The organism is Rufibacter ruber (assembly GCF_001647275.1).
In the GTDB taxonomy this organism is placed as follows: domain Bacteria; phylum Bacteroidota; class Bacteroidia; order Cytophagales; family Hymenobacteraceae; genus Nibribacter; species Nibribacter ruber_C.
Genome location: NZ_LRMM01000054.1, coordinates 10,876 through 31,987, shown reverse-complemented (window position 1 = coordinate 31,987; position 21,112 = coordinate 10,876). Strand labels below are relative to the sequence as shown.

Annotated in this window: 12 protein-coding genes; 1 reads left to right on the top strand and 11 read right to left on the bottom strand. The window is 46.7% G+C overall.

Translation table 11 applies throughout. The features are described 5' to 3' along the window. Nucleotides 1-132: 132 nt before the first annotated feature. Together A8O25_RS16945 and A8O25_RS16940 are read right to left on the bottom strand one after the other, a co-directional pair. On the bottom strand, nucleotides 133-852 hold the full coding sequence (locus A8O25_RS16945; protein WP_066837196.1) for a recombinase family protein: 720 nt from the start codon (nucleotides 850-852) through the stop codon (nucleotides 133-135). A gap of 553 nt (nucleotides 853-1,405) precedes the next feature. Beyond that, nucleotides 1,406-1,957 carry a hypothetical protein gene (locus tag A8O25_RS16940; protein WP_066837194.1) on the bottom strand — a complete coding sequence of 184 codons (552 nt, stop codon included), beginning with the start codon at nucleotides 1,955-1,957 and terminating at the stop codon, nucleotides 1,406-1,408. Between the two features lie 145 nt (nucleotides 1,958-2,102). Between A8O25_RS16940 and A8O25_RS16935 the strand changes: the two genes are divergently transcribed. Further along, a complete protein-coding gene (locus A8O25_RS16935) occupies nucleotides 2,103-2,339 on the top strand; it encodes a helix-turn-helix domain-containing protein (protein ID WP_066837191.1) in 237 nt (78 codons plus the stop codon). An 829-nt stretch (nucleotides 2,340-3,168) separates the two neighbouring features. Here A8O25_RS16935 and A8O25_RS16930 read toward each other — a convergent pair. From A8O25_RS16930 to A8O25_RS16890, 9 genes are all read right to left on the bottom strand, one after another. Next, a complete protein-coding gene (locus tag A8O25_RS16930; protein WP_074987992.1) occupies nucleotides 3,169-4,764 on the bottom strand; it encodes a glycoside hydrolase family 32 protein in 1,596 nt (531 codons plus the stop codon). Nucleotides 4,765-4,931: 167 nt separating this feature from the next. Further along, nucleotides 4,932-6,347 (bottom strand): glycoside hydrolase family 32 protein, encoded by a 1,416-nt coding sequence (locus tag A8O25_RS16925; protein WP_161947777.1) that lies wholly within the window; start codon nucleotides 6,345-6,347, stop codon nucleotides 4,932-4,934. A gap of 423 nt (nucleotides 6,348-6,770) precedes the next feature. Continuing rightward, a complete protein-coding gene (locus A8O25_RS16920) occupies nucleotides 6,771-8,177 on the bottom strand; it encodes a DUF4960 domain-containing protein (protein WP_161947776.1) in 1,407 nt (468 codons plus the stop codon). A gap of 51 nt (nucleotides 8,178-8,228) precedes the next feature. Beyond that, nucleotides 8,229-10,196: a glycoside hydrolase family 32 protein gene (locus A8O25_RS16915; protein WP_066837183.1), complete on the bottom strand. Its 1,968-nt coding sequence runs from the start codon at nucleotides 10,194-10,196 to the stop codon at nucleotides 8,229-8,231. A gap of 134 nt (nucleotides 10,197-10,330) precedes the next feature. Further along, on the bottom strand, nucleotides 10,331-12,028 hold the full coding sequence (locus A8O25_RS16910; RefSeq protein ID WP_066837180.1) for a RagB/SusD family nutrient uptake outer membrane protein: 1,698 nt from the start codon (nucleotides 12,026-12,028) through the stop codon (nucleotides 10,331-10,333). A 21-nt stretch (nucleotides 12,029-12,049) separates the two neighbouring features. Next, nucleotides 12,050-15,124, bottom strand: coding sequence for a SusC/RagA family TonB-linked outer membrane protein (locus A8O25_RS16905; protein WP_066837178.1), 3,075 nt, complete (start codon nucleotides 15,122-15,124; stop codon nucleotides 12,050-12,052). 18 nt (nucleotides 15,125-15,142) lie between these two features. Then, nucleotides 15,143-16,054, bottom strand: a complete 912-nt coding sequence (locus A8O25_RS16900; RefSeq protein ID WP_066837175.1) for a carbohydrate kinase family protein — start codon at nucleotides 16,052-16,054, stop codon at nucleotides 15,143-15,145. 12 nt (nucleotides 16,055-16,066) lie between these two features. Continuing rightward, the gene (locus tag A8O25_RS16895; protein ID WP_066837167.1) at nucleotides 16,067-17,404 is read right to left on the bottom strand and encodes a sugar porter family MFS transporter; all 1,338 of its coding nucleotides are present in this window, start codon (nucleotides 17,402-17,404) and stop codon (nucleotides 16,067-16,069) included. 545 nt (nucleotides 17,405-17,949) lie between these two features. Next, nucleotides 17,950-20,742: a hybrid sensor histidine kinase/response regulator transcription factor gene (locus tag A8O25_RS16890; protein WP_066837165.1), complete on the bottom strand. Its 2,793-nt coding sequence runs from the start codon at nucleotides 20,740-20,742 to the stop codon at nucleotides 17,950-17,952. Nucleotides 20,743-21,112: the final 370 nt, after the last annotated feature.

Sequence of the window (21,112 nt, the reverse complement as noted above, 5' to 3'; positions counted from 1 at the left end):
AATGTTATAATTTTCAATTATTGCCAACTACCGGATAAACAGAATAACTCCGGTTATTGGCCCAATGTACGGAGCCAACCCTTCGCCTATCTGAGATTAAAGGTATTGCTTATTTCAGCATGTCCCGAAAAGTTAAGCTGAATCGTATAAGCGTTGTACCTGCATCGCCTGGAAGAGACCGCCCCGGCTGGTCCGGTAGGTTTCGCTGTTCAGGGTTGCCGCTATCTCGCGCCAGGTCCGCTGCCTCCTTTCCCCGGTGGGCTTGCCGTCCGCGTCGGTCACCGGCACCAGGTTCTCCCGCAGCTGCCTGATATAGCCCGCCGCTTTCCGGTTATTCTCGTTGGCCTGGGCTTTCTGTCGGTTGGCCGCGATTCCCAACTGTGATGCCTTCCCTTCCCTGAACGGCTCCGAGGCCGTGCGCCACTCGCCTTTCTGCTTCAGCTTCTCGTCCAGGGCTGCCTTGGTGCGGAGGCTGATGAGTTCCCGCTCCCGGTCGGCGATGGCCATGAACAGGGTCAGGGTAAACTTGTCCAGGTTGGGGATGTCGCAGCTCTCCAGGCGTCCCTCCAGGTCGGCGTAGATGCGTAGGGCCTGCTCGGTGTTGCGGCTCAGCCGGTCAATCTTGGCCACCACGAGCGTCGCCTTGTGCTTTTTGCAGAGCGCAATGGCATGTTGCAGCTGCGGCCGGTTGGCCACGTCCTTGCCGCTCATGGTCTCAATAAACTCACTCAGTGGCTCCTGGGGGTAGAAGTGTTGGACGTAGGTGCGCTGCGCCTCCAGCCCCAGGCCGGACTCGCCCTGCTTCTTGGTGGACACGCGGTAATAGATGACGACTGGCTTGTTCTCTCCCATGTTTCTGCTGCTGTAACGTGACTACTACGTTCGTAGAAGTCATGTTACAAAGGTAAAAGACGGGTCTGGGAATCCGCACATGGCCTAAAAAAAGAACCGCACACCACCTTTCGGTGATGTGCGGCCTATGTCTGCTTTGATGCGTTACCCCAGAGCGCGGGCGGATAGCGGCAAGTGCCTCAAAGCAGCAGCTTAAGCGTATAGTACGGAGTCGTTGCCGGTAGGTTTCCTTATCAGTTCTTCTTTGTATCAGGATCCGGGCCCGAAAAGTAAAATGGTACGGAACTGCACCGATTCGCGGGTGCAATCCGTGCGGATTGCACCCGCTTCGGGGAACAACCATCGCTGCAAAAAGCGAAAGTGGTACAGATCTGCACCACTTTGGGCGCCTTATTTACCAATAATTTTCAGGTAAACCATTGTAAACCAATAAGAAGAATAAAAATAAGCATTTTATCGGGTGTGAGATCACACCCAACACCACGTCCCGCGCTGCGGGACGGGTGCAATTGCACCCCAACCCGCGGTCGATATATGACGGGGGTGAGGCTGCCTACACCGCCTGCGGCGCGGCTGCCCTGCTTTCCATATGCTCAGAGAACCCGCCGTGGTCCACTAGACGGCCTGAGCCGAGGCCATCGGCGGGCGAGAGGGCGTAGGCCTTTCTTTCGTCATGGTCTCCCTCAAGGGCGAGGGCAGCGGCCTCGAGGAAGGTCAGCGGCTCCTCCCCGAGCAAGGAGGGGATAGCCGGGAAGTGGAACAGGGCCTGTTTGGTGGGGCAGTGGCCGTAATAGTCTTGGGAGACGGCGAACCCGAACCCGGAGTACTCCCCGTCCACGCAGACTCCGTCCATAAGGACAGGTACCATCCCATGCCCGGAGAGGAAGAAGCCGAAGGTGGCTTCGTACAGTTGCCCGGCGTGTTTGAATCTGCCGCTCACCAGTTGGATCACCCGGTGACAGGCATATTCCCGAGCTTTCCTGGCCGGACCTTGGATATCGGTGGAGAAGGCGGCGAACAGGTCCTGGCAGGGGACGGAGTAGCTCACCGTCAGGTCGGCCTTTATCATCTCGTCTCTCTCTAAATCTTGCAGGTAGATGGTCATGTCTCTTTATGTTTATAGTTTCAGGTGGTTCCCCGCCACGGCTGGGCTCAGGCTCTTCAGTAGTACGTAAAGATAGTGAATTCAGACTATAGTCCGTGGATCAGCGCCCCTTATTTCGGCTCCTTTGTGCATACTATAGTCACAGATGGGGGAAAGGACGTTCGGGGAGGTCATGAGGGAGCTCAGGAAGGGAAAGGGGCTGAGCCAGGAGGAGCTGGCCTTCCGCTGCGGGCTTGACCGCACCTACATCTCATTGCTGGAGCGGGGCCTCAGGGTACCCACCATCGTGACGCTCTTCAAGGTCAGCGAGGCACTGGGCATCAGGCCCGAGGAGTTCGTCGCCCGGATGAACGTATCATACCAAAATGGAGAGTCCGGTTAAGCCTGAGCCCAGGGAGCGGTACTCCGGAAGATTCTATATGAGAGGGACAAAAGTTTGCTCACCTATGAAGCAATAAGTTCTCTCAGAAAACCAGTCCCAAAAACAAGGACAGGTTTGATTCGCAAGACACCTATTCAAGACAGGCTGCTAATGAAAAAGGCGGCATTTAGCAGGTTTTTTAATCTCTTTATACTGCCGTTTCCCGAGACACTGCCCAAGAGCTCTGTTGCCCCAGGTTGCTTGTCGTCGCTGCTGTGTTTGCCCTATGGATTGGGTATCATTCGTAGCGTAGAACACAAATCAGAGGCCAGAGGCAGCCGTGTTTCAGAGCGGAGACCTCTAAAATGAGGCAAGCGCTGACTTGTTAGCAACAAACACAACACAGAGCAACGGCAAGCAACGTCTAGCAACTGCTGTTTTTGCTGTATCAAGATACCGCCGTTAATAAGATTAATGAATACTATACAAAATCATCAGTGGGAAGCCCTAACATTACTCTCCAGGAGCAGTATGGATCCCTGCTTCCTTTTCCCTGATAAGGCAACATTGTATAAGTCTTAGGAAAATATTGCGGAGAGTATGATTAATCCCCTTCATTGACTACTTCAAAGGCCTGCTTTACCTGGGAATCCATTCCCCTTGGCTTACCTGATACCCTTCTGCCTACACAGAACGGAAATACCGGGTCGTAAATACTTACAGAGATGCGTCTAGGCCTAAGGGCAGGAGCGAGTTTTGATATCAAACTGATAAAAAAGCAGCCCCTATTACTTATATAGTAGTAGGGGCCGCTGTGTAAGGAAGAATCGCCCTTATGTTAGGACCTTACCTAGGAGGGGTCACCCCAGATGGATCTCAAGTTATATACTTTGCTTGCCTGCAGTTGTGTTTTCCCCGTTGAGATCAGCTCCGTACGGGTGAAGTCCTCATTGGGGAAGAAGACGTCGGTCATGACGGTTTTTCCATCGTTTGCGAAAACCTCCACTGAAGCCACGTCCAGGAACAAGTGAAGTTTCAGTTTCCCATTTTCCAGCTCCAGCGGAGCAGTGTGCCTACCAGAGAAGTTGTCTTTGAAGGAGGTCCTGCCCGCCTGCGTACGGTCTATGTACAACTCTTTTCTAGACACGGAATAACCTACGTCAAGGTGCTCGCCTCTGTCGTTGGAGAATCTCACTACGGCTTCCTGGGCCTGGGAAAGATCCAAGTTCAGCTCAAGCTCCTGTAAGCTAGAATTCAGTTTGTATCGGTTACTCAGATCCAAAGAACCATTCACTTCCTGTGTTTTGATTGCGGTAGTGCCCATGCGGAGTTTCTGCAGTTCCTTCACGGGCACGTTAGTTAACCTGATACCTGCCGGGGTTTGCTGAAGTCTTAGTTCACGCGGCACCGTCATGGCACTGCGCCAGGTAGCGGTTGGCACCTCATTCGCATACAGCCAGTTGCTCATCCAGCCCAGGAACAGCCTGCGCCCATCTGATTTAGGAACGTTGGCCCAGGTGACGCCAGCATAATTATCTGTACCGTAGTCTACCCAATGAGTAGTCTGTTCCGAATTATCGTTTTTAAAGTTCTTTCCGTCAAAATCTCCGATAAAATATTGGGTCGCCGATCCTTTGTTAGGGCCACCGGGATTGATGCTTACTAACAGTACCCATTTCTCCTGCCCATTCACTTTAAGCGGAAACAGATCTGGGCACTCCCAGACGCCCCCATGGGCACCACTGGTCTTCCCGAATTCACTAAGTTTGGTCCACTCAATCAGGTTCTTGGAGCCGTAGAATTCTATGTGGTCTAGGACCGCCAGGGTCATCACCCATTGTCCCGCAATCTCGTTCCAGGAAACCTTCGGGTCGCGGAAATCTTTGATTCCGGGGTTTTTTAAAAATGGGTTTTTGTCATACTTCTTCCAAGTACGCCCATTGTCTAGGCTAAAGGCAAGGCCTTGCGTCTGGTAATCATTTCGGCCGGCCCTCTCCAGTTTCTCGTTGTGGTATGTGAAAATGGCTACCATGGCAGGATTTTCTTTGGAGCCTAAACCAGAAGTGTTATTCTCATCCACTACGGCGCTGCCCGAAAAGATAGTTCCGTTTTCATCAGGGTACAGGGCAATGGGTAAGTGCTCCCAAGAAACCATGTCCTTGCTAACAGCGTGTCCCCAGTGCATAGGTCCCCAAGTAGTTCCCCCAGGATTGTGTTGGTAAAACAGGTGGTACTCCCCTTTGTGATAGACCATGCCATTGGGGTCGTTCATCCAATTGGAGGGAGGGGAGAAATGGAATTGTGGTCGGTGTGGTTCACTTTTGCTTTTTGTTTCCGACATTGTTATAGCCGTTTTCGTCTCATCCGGACCTTTACCAGTGGTACAGCCTATTGCAACCGCACCTACAAAAACAGCCAAGCTGCTTACTACTTGTTTTACATTCATTTGTTTCAACTTGTGGTGTTATTGATTATCTTCAAGGTAAGGCTATCCTAAAATTGTCCTTCAGCCAACACCTTATTAAAAGCTATGTGTGGTTGGTAAGAGTGCTATTGAAACTTATAACACTATGGTTTCCAACATTACTGAGCGGTACGAGTGCTATTTGAATTCTATTCCACGCCGTAAAGCCTTACATCTGAGAAAGTGGCTTGTGTGCCATTAGAAGTGATTCCCCATGATTTGCCGGACAGGCTGTATACACGGTTGCTAAGGGCTGCCTTGCCATCTACATAGAGTACGCAAATAGAACCGTCTATAACAATATCGACCGCATAGGTAGTCCCCGCCTGCAGCGTCACAGGCACTCTGGTGATTAACTGCGAATTAGTGCCAGAGACCTGATAGGCTGCAATTCTGTTATTACCAGGCTCCAATACTATTTTATATGATGGCTGGGAGGCATTATCAGCGTTGAAGACAAAGCCGGCAGACCCGCTCCCTGTGTCAATCTTTACTTTGGCACTTATCTTCTTGGTACCCGTGATTGCCGCAAAGTTCTGGGAAGCCGCTGAGAGGGAACCGTTCACCACAAAAGAGTTACCGTTCGCTGACACGGCACCAGTTGTTTTGCTCGCTTGCAGGGATACATCCTTCTTAAAAATACCTGCTACTACGTCCGGCACTTTCACGCCCAAAGTTCCATCGGAGGCCTGGGTCAGCTCATGGGAGACAATGTTGCCCGCCCATTCTTTGTTGCCGCTGTCATTCTCGGGGTTCCTTCGGGCGGTCCACCCGAAAAGGTAGCGCTTGTTGCCGTCAGAGGCCGTTTTGGCAGCATAAAAATACTGACCGTCCAGCATATCATTTGCCGGCTTAGTCCAAGGGCCCTCGGACGAAGTAGCAATACGATAATGGGTTCCTTTCATACCACTCCAATCTTCGGAAAAAAACAGGTACCAGAAATTTCCCATCTTGAAAACGTCGGCACACTCCATCATAAGGTAGTTATCTTCTGCCGTGGTGGTGTAAAGAGGGCCTCTTGGACTCCAGTTGTTCGCTGACGGATCTGTAGTTGTAAACAAAAGGACAACCGCTTTTCTGGCGCTGGTCTGCGTACTCATCAGCATCCAGTACTCGTTCTTTTCTGAATTGAAGAACACCTGCGGATCTCGAAAATCAAAGTTATAGTATCCCGCTGGGGCCGTAAGGATATAAGAGAACTTTGTCCAAGTCTTCAGGTCTTTGCTGGTGGCGTACATCACACTTTCCCGCGGGTGGCTCTGTACGTAGCTAGCATTACCGTTGTGGCCGGTGTAGTACATGTAATAGGTATCACCCACCTTCACGGTTGAGCCGGTACCGATGGCAAAGTCAGGCTCATTGGTGGTGCCATATGGGATCATACGGCCTGCGTAGGAGTAGTCAGTTAAGTTGGAAGTCTCAAACTTATGTATGTCATGGAAGCCTTGGCCAGCCGGTTTGGTTTGGGCATCATGCAAAAAGAAAAGATGGAACTTGCCATTGTCATAGAATGGCATCAGATCCCCTACCCACCCCGTAGTGTTATACGGGGACGTTGTCCCCATCCAACCTGAAGGAGGTCGCGGGTAAATACTTTTAGAGCTTTCAACTTCTCCCGTTCCTGGGTTTACCGGAGCCGGGTCATCATTATTGCCGCAGGCCGATAAACCTGTTATAACCATTGCCATTACCCACTTATTCAACTTCATAATAATGTGTGTTGCGCAGAGACCTGATCTCTGCAGTTAATTAATTAGAATAGAACTCTGCCAGTACTTACCTGTAATCGAGGCTCCTTTTATGTTTGATGTACTATACAGAAAAAAGAAGTAGCCCTCCAACTTCTAGGCCAACCCTCTATCTCTTGTCGTTGCAAGTATATGAATGGCCGGAGCCGGAGAGAATTCCCCCCACCGCCTATAGTCCGTATTTTAGTATAATGGCTACATGCGGTGGGATAGAACTACATGATGTTTAATCTCGGACTGTTATTCGGCGAGGTATTTAATGACATTTTCCGTAAGGCGCTCAATGTTGGAACGGAAACTATTTGGCTGACTAGGTGTGCCACTGGCATCTGCCTCATTGTACCAGTCATATGCCCCGAAGGTAATCACCACCACGTTGCCATCAGAAGTTCCATTGCCGGGGAACTCTGCAATGCCTACGCGGCCATTTAGTTCATTGTCCCAAGCCTCGCTAGCCAAGTTGATACCACCGGTCTGTTGGCGCCAGCCAGCACCGTTTCCGTAACCTCCCCACTCAGGTAAAAACCACCAAGCCGTATGATTCAACCGGAAAGTACCTTTCTCCAGCAAGTTTGCCTTTCCGGGTTCAAAGGTTTGTAGCCCAGCAAAAATAGGATGATCTTCATGGCCTTTGAAAGAAATGCCCCAGGAGCTATTTTGGTCTACGAATCCGGCGGGAGGGAAGTCCCCGAACACATTGTTTGGGCCTTTTCCTTGCGGGATCACACCCAGCGCCTCTAAATACCTTGCTGCAAAGGTTGTCAGCATCAGGTTACCCCCGGCGGCGCGGTAGTTTTTAAGGGCATTCACTGCTTTGGCCTCAAAGGCAACCGCCGGGATGTCCATAGAAGCGTCAAAATGCCACCAGATCACGTCAAATTCACTTAGATCCTTGCCTCCTATGATATCGTCAAACGAAATATATGTAACACCTGAGAACTTAGTAAAGAGCCAGTCAGCGGCAGCTTTCTCATCTAAGTTTGAGACACCTCCTCGGGCAGAGGGAACACCCAAAAAGGCTACTTTCAGTCCCATCGTTTGCTGACTCACGGTAACAGTGTAATTTTCAGTGCGTCCGCCGGCGGTAATAACATACACTTTAGGAGTGGAGAAATCAACGGCAACTCCAGAGGCCGGGCTTATGGAAACCCCAGTAGACAATTCAATAGTAGGTGTCAACGATGTCACGTTGGTACCAGAAGGGAGGACAACAGAAATCGTCTTTGTTGAATTATCAATAACGCCCTCAACCCCATTTATAGAGAATTTAAGAATTGGTTGAAGCACCTGTACTCGCACTCTATATTTTTTGTACAAGTTGCCATTTGTGACTGTATATTCCACTTCTTGACTGAAATCAGCCGGGTTGCTGATGGAAGGGCTGATGGTGGAGCCTTCAGGCAAGATTATTTCCGGGGAAACCGAAGTAATATTGCTGTTATAAGGTAGTGCTACAGAGATAACCCCAGTCTTTTGATCAATAGCTCCATCAGTCCCATTTATCTTAAAAGAACTGATCTGGACAGGTACATCCAAGATAAAATCTCCGTTTTCGTTTTCATCCTCGCAGGAGAACAACAGGAATAGCATTGAGAAAAATAGGCTAGCCAAAAGTTTGCCAGCATTACTCATAGAAGTTTTAAACATAGTCATGTCTCCTTAAAAATCGTTTATATTCATTTTGATTGTTTGATAATGTTACTGCTTCGGGGTATCTTCCCATATGGAGGACAACTCCCATGCTTTAAAATCCAGTACTTTCACGGAGCCATTGGTAGAATAAAGCTCAATCCCTGTCTGGCTTTCTGCCGGAAAGGTCAAAGCGCTTAGAACTATCTCCCCTTGGTTCGTGAATATCTCCACTGATGACTGGTCCACCAGTATGTGAAGCCTAACCCTTCCCTTTACCGGACTCACCGAAGCGTTGAACTTGGTTTTGAACTTCTGGTTGAACGCTTGATTGGTGGTAAAATCGGAACAATAGGTTCTGTCCACACTTAGGTTAGATGTAAGGGGATTGTATTGGATCACCAATTTCCTTCCCTCTCCCACCAACAAGTTCAAACCGAATGTGGCGGAAGTATTAGTATCAAATGTCACATCTAGCTCATAGGTATTTTTAGTTGGCTTGAATTCCTTTACTTCACTAGAGTTGCTGATCATTCGATCCGAGAACTGATGCACATTCTTGCGAAGCTTTTGCAACTCTGGAATTGGTCTTTGCACAAGACGGTTCCCGTAAGGTTGTTTCAAAAGTGTGATTTCTCTTGGCACAGATTCAAACCCTTTGCCCCAGGAAGTAGGCACTTCCCTTGAATAATCCCAATTACCTAGCCAGCCCAGCATAGCAGTGCGTTTGCTTACCTTATCAAGATCTCGCCAAGTTCTGGCGGCGTAAAAATCCGGACCGTAATCCAACCATAGGGCATGCTCCAGTTTTTGATCCATCAGAACGTCGGAAAAGAGAATATGATCAATGGACAAGTAACCCCATTTATCATCTGTGACATTATCTACCAGTTGGATTGTTGCCTTTTTCCCCTTAAGGTCGTGTACATCCCATCCATTCCATTTGAAAACATGACTGTTATCTCCAGTCGAGGACCTCACTACCTTGCCGTCCACCAATAAGTTGATGGATGCTTTTCCTGGGAAATTTCCTCCAGCTACCAAAAAATTGATGGCATTTTGTTGTATGGTGAAGGAGGAAGAGGTTAGTGCTCCTGTCCCATTCACCTCCCTTCTGTAAGAAGAGGCAAAGCCTTTTCCTAAATGAACAACTGAATCCATGTTTGTCGGGGTGGTACTAAAGGCAGTATTAGAGGCCTTCCATTTCCCGATTCTTGGCTCATCGAATCCAGCAAAGAGTTGTCCAGGCAACCCTTTACCTTGGAGCAGGTAAGCTGATGTTTCTTCATCTGCCCGGAATGTTTTTCCATTGAAGGAACCCAAGAAGTACTGCACCCGATTAGGTCCCCGACCAATGAGCATCACCCATTTCTTCTCTTTGGTTCCTTCTATTGGAAGCTCGAACAGATCAGGACATTCCCAAAAGGCACTTTGAGCGCCCAAGCCACCAAATTCACTCAAGAAATTCCAATCTTTTAAGTTCTTTGACTCATATAGATGGATTTTCTGAACGTCTGGCAAGACTACCGCCATTACCCACTTCGTTTCCGGTTCATACCAAAACACCTGTGGATCTCTGAAGAACACCTTCTTGATGTCAAGGACAGGATTGTGTTCATAGTAATGGAAATAAATACCATCATTGCTAACCGAAAGGGCCTGTGTCTCTGGCAGGGAATCTCCCGGTATATGTTTGGTGTAGACGGCAATCATACTCTTGGCTCCAAATCCTGAGGTATTATTTTTATCCACTACTACTGAGCCTGAGAAGTAGGAAAAGGAACTGTCTCCACCTTTCATAGGATATGGCAACTCTTTCCAATAAACTAAATCCTCCGAAACGGCATGCCCCCACCAAAACAAATGGTATTTGCCTTCACTAAAGACCAAACCATCCGGATCTCCGATCCAACCCTTCCTAGGGCTGAAATGGAACTGGGGGCGGTACTTTTCATTGTATTGGGCCTTTGATTCCAAACTGGGAAGCAGCAATGACAGCATCAAGCCTATCCACAATATGTGTTTCTGGTATTTCATGGTAGTTCTGCTTTCTTATCCTTTAACTCAGAAAGGTTTAGGGCAAGCTTACATAAGAGGGGGTATTCGTGTTTCTGGCCTATTTTTTATATAATAAGCCAGAAACACGATAACATATGCCTATGGGCTACTTATTAATAGCCAGGGTTTTGCACGTAGCGGTTCTCACTCCAGAAGATCTGGTTTTGTGGGATGGGCAAATATTCGTGCTTCCCCTTTGTGAATAACCCGTCCTTGTAGAACTCCTTGCGAGTCTTCTCAACGGTCAGATAACTGTTCATCACTTGGTCGGCCACTCCCCAACGAACCAAATCAAAGAATCTGCTGCCTTCCATTGCCATTTCCAATCTTCTCTCAAAACGAAGGGCTTGGCGAGCATTCTCCTGGGTCCAATCAATATTTACCCCTGGCTCATATGGTCTTACTAGGTAATTGGCAGTGAACGCACCCTGCTCATTTTTCAAACGGACAGTACTGGCCGATGCTCGTGAACGGATCTGGTTGATGAGCGGCAATGCCTCATTATGGCGACCTAATTCAATTAAAGCCTCGGCTTTGAATAGAAGCACGTCTGCATAGCGTAAGATAATCCTTGGTTTGGTGTTACCGTAGAAGGGGTCCACATTAGTAAAGCCGGGATCATCTGGAGATACATTCTCTTTCATGGAATTATAATAGCCGTAGATCTGAGGAGAACGACTCCAACTCTCGGTAAACACACGGCTTGGCTCATATTTCCATGGATTGCCTGGTCGGGCTACTGTATGGTCTAGTCTAGGGTCTACCGTGTTCTGGGAAAAATCTACATTGGTTGTATTATAGGAATCCAAAAGCGGTACCCCAGTGGCATTGGTACGATAGGCGTTTACCAGATTCTGAGAGGGCTTCTGGAAATCACAGCATCCAAGCCCCTGAGGAACTGTAAGCATATCTCCCCAATTCAAACGACCATTGGCTGTTCCATCACCTTTTGAAAACTGAACCGCAAAGATGGATTCAACCCCATTCTCGTAGGTTCCGGTTAGGAAGTTATTCGCAAAGTCAGGTTGAAGGCTGTACTTGGACGAGATCACCTTGTCAGCTGCGTCAATTACTTGCTGCAGACGTTGCTGATTGATGCTGGTAACTGTATGCTGCTCGTTCTGTGCATAGGCTTGATACAATCTTGTTTTGGCAAGATAGGCGTAGGCTGCGGTCTGGTTTGCCCTACCTATCTGCGGCTGTGTAATTGGAAGATTAGCAGCTGCGAATTCAAAATCCTGTGCAATCTTCTCCCAAATTTCATCACTGGTAAACTCTACGTTAGTTACAAATTTGTATTGGTCAGCGGGAACATTCTCATCCATATAGGGAATGCGATTGAACAAAATTTTCAATTGGAAATAGTAATGCGCCCGCAGGAAGCGTAACTCGGCTTTTCTCACATTCAGCAAAGGGAACTCTTCTTCAGTGAGATTATTCAGAATTCGAAGGCCCTCATTAGCCCTACGGACCCCCACATACTGTTGGAACCACATTCCATCTATTTCCCACATATCAGGACGGGTGTTTACGAAGGTTTCCATAAAATGAAACCCTTGACCATCTCCCGGATCCCGCCCCCCTTTGTAGGCATCATCAGCCCGCACGTTTCCATATTGCCAAAGGCTATTTCCTCTATTGATTTCATCATTCCCCAGATGAGAATAGGCGGCGATCACAAATCCTTCTGCCTGTTCAGCATTACTAACTTGGCCTTCATTTAGAACCCCGCGCGGATTTACATCCAGCTTGTCTTCACAGGAGGAACTCAGCATGGCTACTCCCGCTAATACTATCAAAAACTTTTTCATGAACTTCTATTTTAGAAATTATTAGAATCTAACATTAAGGCCGGTGGTCAGTACCATCGGGTTCGGATAACCAAAGCCAGGATTTTCAGGATCAACCCCAGTAAATGATTTGCTTTTCAACAGAATCCCTAGGTTGTCTCCACCCACATATATCCGAAGCGATTGGACCCTAGCTTTTTTTAGTAATGCACCACTAAACGTGTATCCAGCCTGGGCATTTCTTAACTTTAGATAGGAACCGTTTTCAATGAAATAGGTGGAGAACCGAGATTCAAAGTTGGCATCTGTAAGGGCAACGGCTGGAATATCTGAATTTTGGTTTGATGGCGACCATGCATTCAAAAGCCTTGTTCCTTTATTGGATCCGGTTTCTGACACACTCCAGAAGTCAGTAGAGTACTTAAAGTCATTGACCACATCTATCCCCGCTACTCCCTGCAAAAGAAATGAGAGATCGAATCCCTTATACCCAAAGTTAGCATTGAAACCATAGGTGTAATCTGGGTGAGGTGTGCCGATCCAGGTACGGTCAAAGTCGTTGATGACTCCGTCCTCGTTCACGTCTTTATAGCGGATTCTTCCTAGCCCTTTTCCATTTTGGTCGGCGTGGGCATCAAGTTCCTGCTGGGTGCGGAAAATACCTTCTGCCACATAGCCAAAGAAGGAATTGATAGGACGGCCTAAGATATTCTGTCCTCTTCCGTCTCCACCGTAGGCATTCACTACCTCAGCAGGCAGTTCCGTTACCTTATTGCGATAGGTACTGATATTTCCATTTAGATTGATGGACAAATCTCCAATGGTTGTCCTATTTCCCAAGCTTAATTCAAAGCCTTTGTTTTCCATTGAGGCCCCGTTTACCCATTGATTACCGCCTTCTCCCAATGTGCCTATGTAAGGAGGCAGCAGAAGAATGTCAGAAGTTTTTCTGATATAGTACTCGGCGCTACCATAGAATCTCTGGTCCAGGAATTCAAAATCAATCCCATAGTTAGTCATGGTACTGGCTTCCCATCTCAGATTTGGATTGGCATTCTGCGTAAGTTTGAAACCAGAGGGTAGTACCCCGCTTTTGCTGCCTGTAATATCATAGGCAGTATTAGCATAATCTGTATAGTAAAGATTGTAAATGGCGTTGTTGGCTATCTCTTGGTTTCCCGTCATCCCCCAGCCAAACCGTAGCTTTAAGTCATCAAAGAAGGTAGTATTGTTCTTGATGAACCCTTCCTCGCTCAAGCGCCAGCCTAAGGAGAAGGCTGGAAAGGTGCCGAAACGGTTATTCTGGCCAAACCTTGAGGAACCATCCCTTCTGATAGTGGCAGAAGCGAGATATTTGTCTTTTAGGGAGTAGTTTACTCTTCCAAAGTAGGAAAACAGCACATGTTTGGCACTGCTGCCGCCATTGTCCTTGTCACCTACCCCAGCATCCAAATACATGAAGTCATCGTCTTCCACCACAAACCCTTCCCTTGAAGCCCAGAACGTGTTGTAATTGTCTACATAATATTCCGTTCCCACCAATGCGTCTATCCGATGGTCACCTTTTGTGTAATTGTAGTTTAGGGTATTGCTCCAAGTGGTTTTCACACTATGGCTTTGATTTGTTTCCAGCCTGTTCTCCGGATTGTTCAGGTATCCTGAAACATATCTCTTGCGGTATCTCCGGTGAGAATAGTTGCCGTAGTCAATCCCCACATTCGTGCGGAAGACTAAGCCTTCCAGCAACTTAACGTCAGCGAAGAAATTTCCGAAAAGCCGCATAAAGTCATACCCGTTCTGCTTATTGTCTTCGATCAGACGTACCGGATTCTGCCGGTCGTTCATTCCGCCAACTGGGCCGCCCCAACCCAACCCATTTACTGTTCTGACCGGCACAAGAGGCAAAGCTTGCATAGCTTCGTTCATAGGACTAGCACCAACTTCATTGGTTTTAGTTAAGCTAAGATTCTGACCTACCGTGATTCTCCCTTTGAAGAATTTGTAATCAGAATTTAGGCGAGCAGATAGACGGTTGAATTCTGAGGTTTTAATAACACCTTGATTGTCAAAGTAGCCTAAAGACAATAGGTAGCTCCCGTTCTCTGTTCCGTTTGAGAGAGAGACATCATAGTTCTGGATAACTCCGGTGCGGGAAATCTCATCAAACCAATCAGTGTTAGAGGCGCGCATGGTCTGAGCGGCATCTAAATACTCAGGCACCAGAACCTTGTTCAAAACAGGGGTTCCCGTTGTGGGGTCAACGCTCCAATCAAATCTATATTGAACACTATTGGCGTTGGGATCACTACCGTTGTTGATATGGGCTTGCCAAAGTGCTCTACCATATCCTTCGGTGTCGAGCATTTCAGTTCTGTCTGTATAGCGAGAGATAGAAGTATAAGCATTGGCACTAATTTGAGCCACTCCGGCCTTTCCACGCTTCGTCGTTATAATAATTACTCCGTTTGCCGCCCGTGACCCATAAATACTGGCTGCCGAGGCATCCTTCAAGACCTGAAGTGATTCAATGTCGGCAGGATTCAACTCATGCATACCAGCCTTAGTAGGAACGCCATCCACTATATACAAGGGGTCATTATTGTTGAGGGTACCAATCCCTCGGATACGCACCGTAGCGGGAGAGCTTGGTGAACCATTACCAGTCACAAACATGCCAGCCACCTGACCTTGTAGTGCTTTAATAGGATTTGCTACAGACTGCTTTTTCATTTCATCCGTATCCACCACTGAGACAGCTCCAGTTAGATCTTTCTTGCGTTCTGTTTGATAGCCAGTTACTACTACTTCGTCCAAAGTTTTGGTATCAGTTTGCAAGCTTACTTGCACACTGCTCCTACCATTCAAGGTTACTTCCTGTGGCAGAAAACCAATGTATGTGATAACCAAGGTTGCATTGTCAGCAGCTCTGAGGGAGAATCTGCCATCCATATCGGTTGTAGCTCCTGTGGTGGTGCCTTTCACCACCACAGATACTCCTATCAATGGCTCGTTTTTGTCTGCGGAAACCACTCTTCCGGTAATTTCCCCATTGTTTTGCCCTTGCACGGCTTGGGCCACACAAAACAAAATGAGGATTAGGTGTAAGACTCTTTTCATATATTTTGGTTTGTATGGTTAAGAATGAAGAATAGAATTCTTATTAGAAGGGGTAAGCGATGCAACCGTAATTTCCTGAGGTTGGTAGGCTGGCGTAGCCCCTCTCTGCGTGGCCAGAAAAGCACCCACAAGGCAGGCTCTCTCTAAAGCAAGTTTCAATGGTTTTTTCTGGAGATAGTTGGTTAGGAACGTAGCCAGAAAAGCATCCCCGCTGCCAATGGTATCTTCCACCTCCACCTGAAAACCTTCATGTTCAAAGTAGCCTGTCTCATTCAAGGCGGCAGCGCCTTGGTCTCCGCGGGTTACAATCACTAACTCCAGACTGAAGTGATCTTTAATGAATTGCATTTGCTGAGCAATGCCTCCCTCTATTCCTACCCACTCGCAAACTTCGGCTAACTCCTGATGGTTCATCTTTACTATATTGGCAAATCCTAGCAGTGTCAACACCCGTTCAGTCGTATAATGTGGTGGCCGGAGATTTACATCAAAGATTTTGAGTTTTGCCAGTGGTAAATACTGACGCAGGGTTTCCTGCGAGGTGATATTGCGCGCCACTAGGCTGCCATAAATGAAGACATCGCTTTTGGAAATCAAATCTGCAATCCTGTCTTCATATTGGATGTAATCCCAAGCTACGGGTTCCACAATCTTGTAGGTAACCTCATTTCGGTCAGAAATATTTGCTTTTACTACTCCGGTCAGGTGGGTCTGGCCCGTTTGCAGCCACTCAGTGTTGATGTGCTGCTCTTCTAGGAAATAGATTAATTCTTTGCCTAAATCATCGTCTCCTACCCGGCTCACCACAGCGGGATCAAATCCGTTACGGCGCAGGTGAATGGCCACGTTCATAGGTGCCCCGCCGGGCTGTTTACCGCTGGGCAAGATATCCCAGAGGATTTCTCCGAAACAAACTATCTTTTGCTGCATAAAGGGCTTAGATTAATGGAAGACTACACTTTTTTCTATTTTCTCTAGGGAGGTTCCTTTGGTTTCTGGCATCATGCGCCACACGAAGATCAACTGTAGCACCATCATTCCGGTGAAGATCATGAAGGTGTTGCCTCCGCCAAGGGTCTCTGCGATATAGGGGAAACTGAAGGCTATGACTGCGGCCATGATCCAGTGGGTGAAGCTGCCTAGGGCCTGGCCCGAAGCTCGCACCTGGTTAGGGAATATCTCGGAAATGAAAACCCAAATAACTGCTCCCTGCGAGAAGGCGAAGAACGCGATGTACACGAACAGGTAAATCGGTACTGATAGGCTATTGAACTCCTCCAAATAGAAAGCTTTGGCTACCAGCCCCAAAGTTGCGATCAAACCCAAAGATCCGATAAACATAAGAGTGCGACGTCCGAAACGGTCAATCACGTTCATTGCCAGCAACGTGAATAGGAAGTTCACAAACCCTATCCCGGCAGAGGAAAGTAAGGCCGATTCCTGTCCAAGGCCTACCATTTCAAAGATGCGGGGTGCGTAATAAATGATGGCGTTAATGCCTGATACCTGGTTAAAGAAGGCAAATAGTACTGCCAGGGTAATAGGAAGAGAATACTTCTTGGAAAACAGAACCCGCTTGTTACCATGGTCATCCCGCTCTTGTGCAGACATCAGGATATCCGTCACCATTTGACTGATGTTCGCGTCTGGATTGGCAATTTGTAAAGTCCTTTTGGCATCTTCTACCTTATTGGCCCTGTTGAGCAACAGCCATCTTGGGCTTTCCGGCACCATCAGGATAGTTACCAAGAAGATCAAGGAAGGAACGGCTTGGATACCTAGCATCCAACGCCAGTCATGCTCTCCAATGCCTGCAAAGGCGTAGTTGGAAACATACGCCATCAGAATCCCAAACACGATGTTGAACTGGAACAGTGCTACCAGTTTTCCTCGTGATTTGGCAGGGGCAATTTCTGAGATATACATAGGAGCCGTGACTGAGGAGACCCCTACTCCAATTCCGCCTAAGAAGCGGAAGATAAGGAAGGTGTACCAGTCTGGAGCCAAGGCCGTGCCAACGGAGGCTAAAAGGTAAAGTACTGCAATCCCAAACAAGGTGTTTTTGCGCCCAAACTTGTCTGAAGGAATCCCACCTGTAAGAGACCCCAGTACTGTTCCAATTAAAGCAATGGCTACCGTTAGGCCATGCTCAAATACGCTCAGGTTCCACAGTTTCTGGATGGCCTTTTCGGCTCCTGAAATTACTGCGGTATCAAACCCGAACAAAAATCCGCCCAACGCTACCACAATGGACCAGAAGAATACTTTTTTACTTACCATGGATATGAATGTTTTTCTCAAAGGTATCCGCCTTCTTAGCCATTCAATTTCACTGGTTTCTCAAAAAGCATTCATTTTGATACTTTATGCAATTGTTATATTATCATTCTGAATTTCAATTATTTAACTTTATGAATTACCCCATTCTACTTTCGTATTTGTAACACAGGTTATAATATTGATACATTATCTAAAGGTTTGGTGGACGCTTAAAATTAAATTTCTGTATTTAAAGGCTATTCTTTAAAAAAAAGACAGAAATCTAAATAAGCAGTAAATCCTTTTTATAAGATTGGCAAAATGAAGGTGGATGACAGTCTTTGATTTTAGATGCCTTGATAGTGAGGTAAGAACTGTTTAAATAATAAACCCATGAACCTCTAGCAATGCAGCGTTCCGTCAGATGCATATATTTTGACCTCTTTCCAAACTTGGCCTATAACACTTCTAAGTTCTGATGCCTGAAGTTCCATAGAGGTGACAGCAATGACAATGATTTCAACAACCTGAACAGGCCTAGCAGGAACAGACTAAAATGGATCGACTTAAACGAGGTTTTTCTCCTTACCCGGACGGGTTGATTTAAAATCGGAGGGGCTCATATTGAAATGATTTTTAAAGGCAGTAGAAAAATAGGCAGGAGATGAAAAGCCTACTTCATAGGCAATTTCAGAGATGTTCATTTGGCTACTGAGTAATAGGTGCCGGGCTTTCTTAAGGCGGGTATTCACGATGTAGTCATTAAGCGAATATCCCAGCAGGGCCTTCATCTTTCTATACACATGTACTCTAGACATTCCTAAGTTTTCGGCAATGTCATTGGCGCTTAGGTCTGTATTCTGTAGGTTTTTCTCAACTAAGGCTGCCACGTCATTGATGAACTTCTTATCCAGTTGTTTCGGTTGAGCCGTCTGCACTTTAGTATCTACTGCAATAGCGCTGTTATAGTAGACTTTGAGCAAATCACGGTTCCTCAGAAGCCCTTTTACCCGCTCCAGTAGATATAGGTAACTGAACGGCTTAGTCACATACAAATCGGCACCGGCCTGAATGCCGTCTATTTTATACTCTAAGCTGTCTTTGGCAGTAAGTAGTATCACAGGAATATGAGAGGTTCTCATGTCCTTTTTTAGCATGGCAGTTACTTCCAGGCCATCTTTCTGGGGAAGGGTAACATCACAGATAATGAGGTCTGGAATGATGTCAAAGGCTTGCTGCAGACCGAAGGCACCTTGCGGAGCATCTACCACATTGAAATCTGTAGCTAAGCGGGACACAAGGAACTCACGCAGCTCTTTGTTGTCTTCTATCACCAGGATGGTGTGTTCCTTGGCAGTTTCGGAAGGTTCCTGAACTTGTGTGCCAGAGAATAAAACTTGATCAAAATCCAAAACACCCGCAATCAAAGGGGCGCTTTGTTCGGATTTGTTGGGTTCCATAATGATTTCTTCTTCCTTTAGATGCTCTTTCCCAAGAGGTAGGTTAAAGATAAAGCGGGTACCTTCCCTTTCTTTGCTTACCACGGAGATTTCTCCATGGTGCAGTTTGATAAACTCTTTGGATAAGGCTAACCCTAATCCTGTACCCAAACTGGCATTGTCTTCGGCTGTGTAAAATCTATCAAAGGCATTGGCTACTTGACTAGGTGTCATTCCCTTGCCTGTGTCTTCTACGGTGATTAGTACGTGGTTTCTATCCTCAGACAACTCAATAAGGATTGTGATGCGTCCATTTTCCTTTGTGAATTTGAATGAGTTGGACAATAGGTTAAACAGGATTTTGTCAATTTTATCTTTATCAAAATAAACATTGATTTCTTTCACCCGGGCGATAATCTTTAGTTGGATGTGGCGTTTGCGAGCCAACCGCTCAAAAGGCTGCACCACCTCTTTCACAAACTTTACCAGATCACTCTCAGAGGTCTGAAGCCGCATTTTCTTGCGCTCCACTTTCCTGAAATCCATTAACTGATTAACTAGTTTGAGTAGACGCAGGGCATTCTGGCGCACTAAAAGCATGTCTTTTCTTAACACTGTGGAGATGTTGCTTTGCAAAGCATCCTCTACCGGACCCAAGATAAGGGTGAGTGGCGTACGGAATTCATGGGATATATTGGTGAAGAACTTGAGCTTAGCCTCATTCGCCTTCTCCGCTTTTTTTGCCATCACGGCAATTTCATTGCGCTGCTCTAGGATCTCGCGGTTCTTGGCCATCAGCGCCCGATTCGTCTCGTGCCTTAGCCTGAGAGAATAAACTGCATAAGCCCCTAGTATAATGATAATTACCAGGCTTATTATTAGGACATACAATAAGGTGCGTTGGTTGTTGTATATTTTGATCTGCTCGCTGATTTTATTCTGCTGGCGGTTAATATTCTCTTCCTGGCTCAAAATTTTATTTGACTGCTGCTTCATAATATGCACATTGCGTCCATCTATGACAGTAGAGTTCAAAATGTTCTCCTTTTTGTAAGGCTGGTTATGGAGGATGTTGTAAGCCAACTGAATGATTTCCTCCCCGCCTGTAGGATATAGAAAGGTGGCGTCCAGAATACCATCTTCTACCAACTGCAAGCCTCCATTGGGTCCGGCTAGTCCATCAAACCCGATGAACTTTAGCCGGTTCTTCTGCTTAAGGCCATGCAGGCTCTCATAAGAACCCATGGCCATTACATCATTGTGTGCAAACACAAGGTCAGCTTTAGGATGCTGTAGGAAAACAGCCGGAAAACGTTTTTTTGCTACTTCTTTTTCCCAATCACCTTTGACTTCAGCTACTACCTTTACCTCAGGATATTGGCTAATGCCTTCCAGAAAGCCTCTGTGACGTTCAATTGCGGGAGAGGAACCCTGCAGGCCCCATACTTCAATGATTTTACCTTCTCCTTTTAAGAGATTAGACACATATTCCCCCGCCAGTTTCCCGATCTGGAAATTATCTGCTCCAACATAGGCGCTGTAGGAGGAGGAACTGATTTTACGGTCTACCAGAATCACCGGAATCCCCTTCTCAAAGGCTTCCTCCACTACTGGCGTGATAGGTTCTGATTCATTGGGTGAGACAATAAGCAGATCCACTTTCTGTTCGATGAACTTCTTGATATGCTTTACCTGAGTGGCACTGCTGTTCTTACCGTCTTTGATTTGTAGGCTAAGTTCAGGGTGAAAAGAGGCTTCCCGTTCCATCTCCTTGTGCATAGCTTTCCGCCAGGCATCACCTTCCGTACACTGGGAAAAACCAATAGTAAATTTATGGCTCTCTTCTTCCTGGCTGCAGGAAGTTAGAAAAGCAACAATGAGTACAATCCCCGCATAAATCCATTGCTTAGAAGCCATCATCCCAATTCCTATTATCGTCCTTCAAAGCAGGCTGCGATTATTATCTTTTGAATAAAAAAGTTATTTGTGCAAGAAAATGCAATTATTAAACCCCTAATATAAGCTTTATTGCAGAGTTTTCAAAATTCCATTCGTTTTTACAGGTACTAACCCTTAAAATGAGATAGTAATACTTAAATCATTACAAGTACTTTCCAAAATAAAATCCTTAGAATTAATTTATGTAAATTTAGAGCATTGAGGTGGTGCTGGCTTAATCATGCTATTCTAAACCATATGTCATAGAGGTGGGTTCGGCTATAAGATTCTCTAACCTTTGCAATAGGCTTAATATCAGCTTATAACCATTGTTATGTTAACTTTCCATTAA

What these genes read in the sequence shown, in the direction of transcription:
- A8O25_RS16945 (WP_066837196.1), bottom strand. Translation starts at nt 852, where the DNA reads ATGGGAGAGAACAAGCCAGTCGTCATCTATTACCGCGTGTCCACCAAG.
- A8O25_RS16940 (WP_066837194.1), bottom strand. Translation starts at nt 1,957, where the DNA reads ATGACCATCTACCTGCAAGATTTAGAGAGAGACGAGATGATAAAGGCC.
- A8O25_RS16935 (WP_066837191.1), top strand. Translation starts at nt 2,103, where the DNA reads ATGGGGGAAAGGACGTTCGGGGAGGTCATGAGGGAGCTCAGGAAGGGA.
- A8O25_RS16930 (WP_074987992.1), bottom strand. Translation starts at nt 4,764, where the DNA reads ATGAATGTAAAACAAGTAGTAAGCAGCTTGGCTGTTTTTGTAGGTGCG.
- A8O25_RS16925 (WP_161947777.1), bottom strand. Translation starts at nt 6,347, where the DNA reads ATGGGGACAACGTCCCCGTATAACACTACGGGGTGGGTAGGGGATCTG.
- A8O25_RS16920 (WP_161947776.1), bottom strand. Translation starts at nt 8,177, where the DNA reads ATGTTTAAAACTTCTATGAGTAATGCTGGCAAACTTTTGGCTAGCCTA.
- A8O25_RS16915 (WP_066837183.1), bottom strand. Translation starts at nt 10,196, where the DNA reads ATGAAATACCAGAAACACATATTGTGGATAGGCTTGATGCTGTCATTG.
- A8O25_RS16910 (WP_066837180.1), bottom strand. Translation starts at nt 12,028, where the DNA reads ATGAAAAAGTTTTTGATAGTATTAGCGGGAGTAGCCATGCTGAGTTCC.
- A8O25_RS16905 (WP_066837178.1), bottom strand. Translation starts at nt 15,124, where the DNA reads ATGAAAAGAGTCTTACACCTAATCCTCATTTTGTTTTGTGTGGCCCAA.
- A8O25_RS16900 (WP_066837175.1), bottom strand. Translation starts at nt 16,054, where the DNA reads ATGCAGCAAAAGATAGTTTGTTTCGGAGAAATCCTCTGGGATATCTTG.
- A8O25_RS16895 (WP_066837167.1), bottom strand. Translation starts at nt 17,404, where the DNA reads ATGGTAAGTAAAAAAGTATTCTTCTGGTCCATTGTGGTAGCGTTGGGC.
- A8O25_RS16890 (WP_066837165.1), bottom strand. Translation starts at nt 20,742, where the DNA reads ATGATGGCTTCTAAGCAATGGATTTATGCGGGGATTGTACTCATTGTT.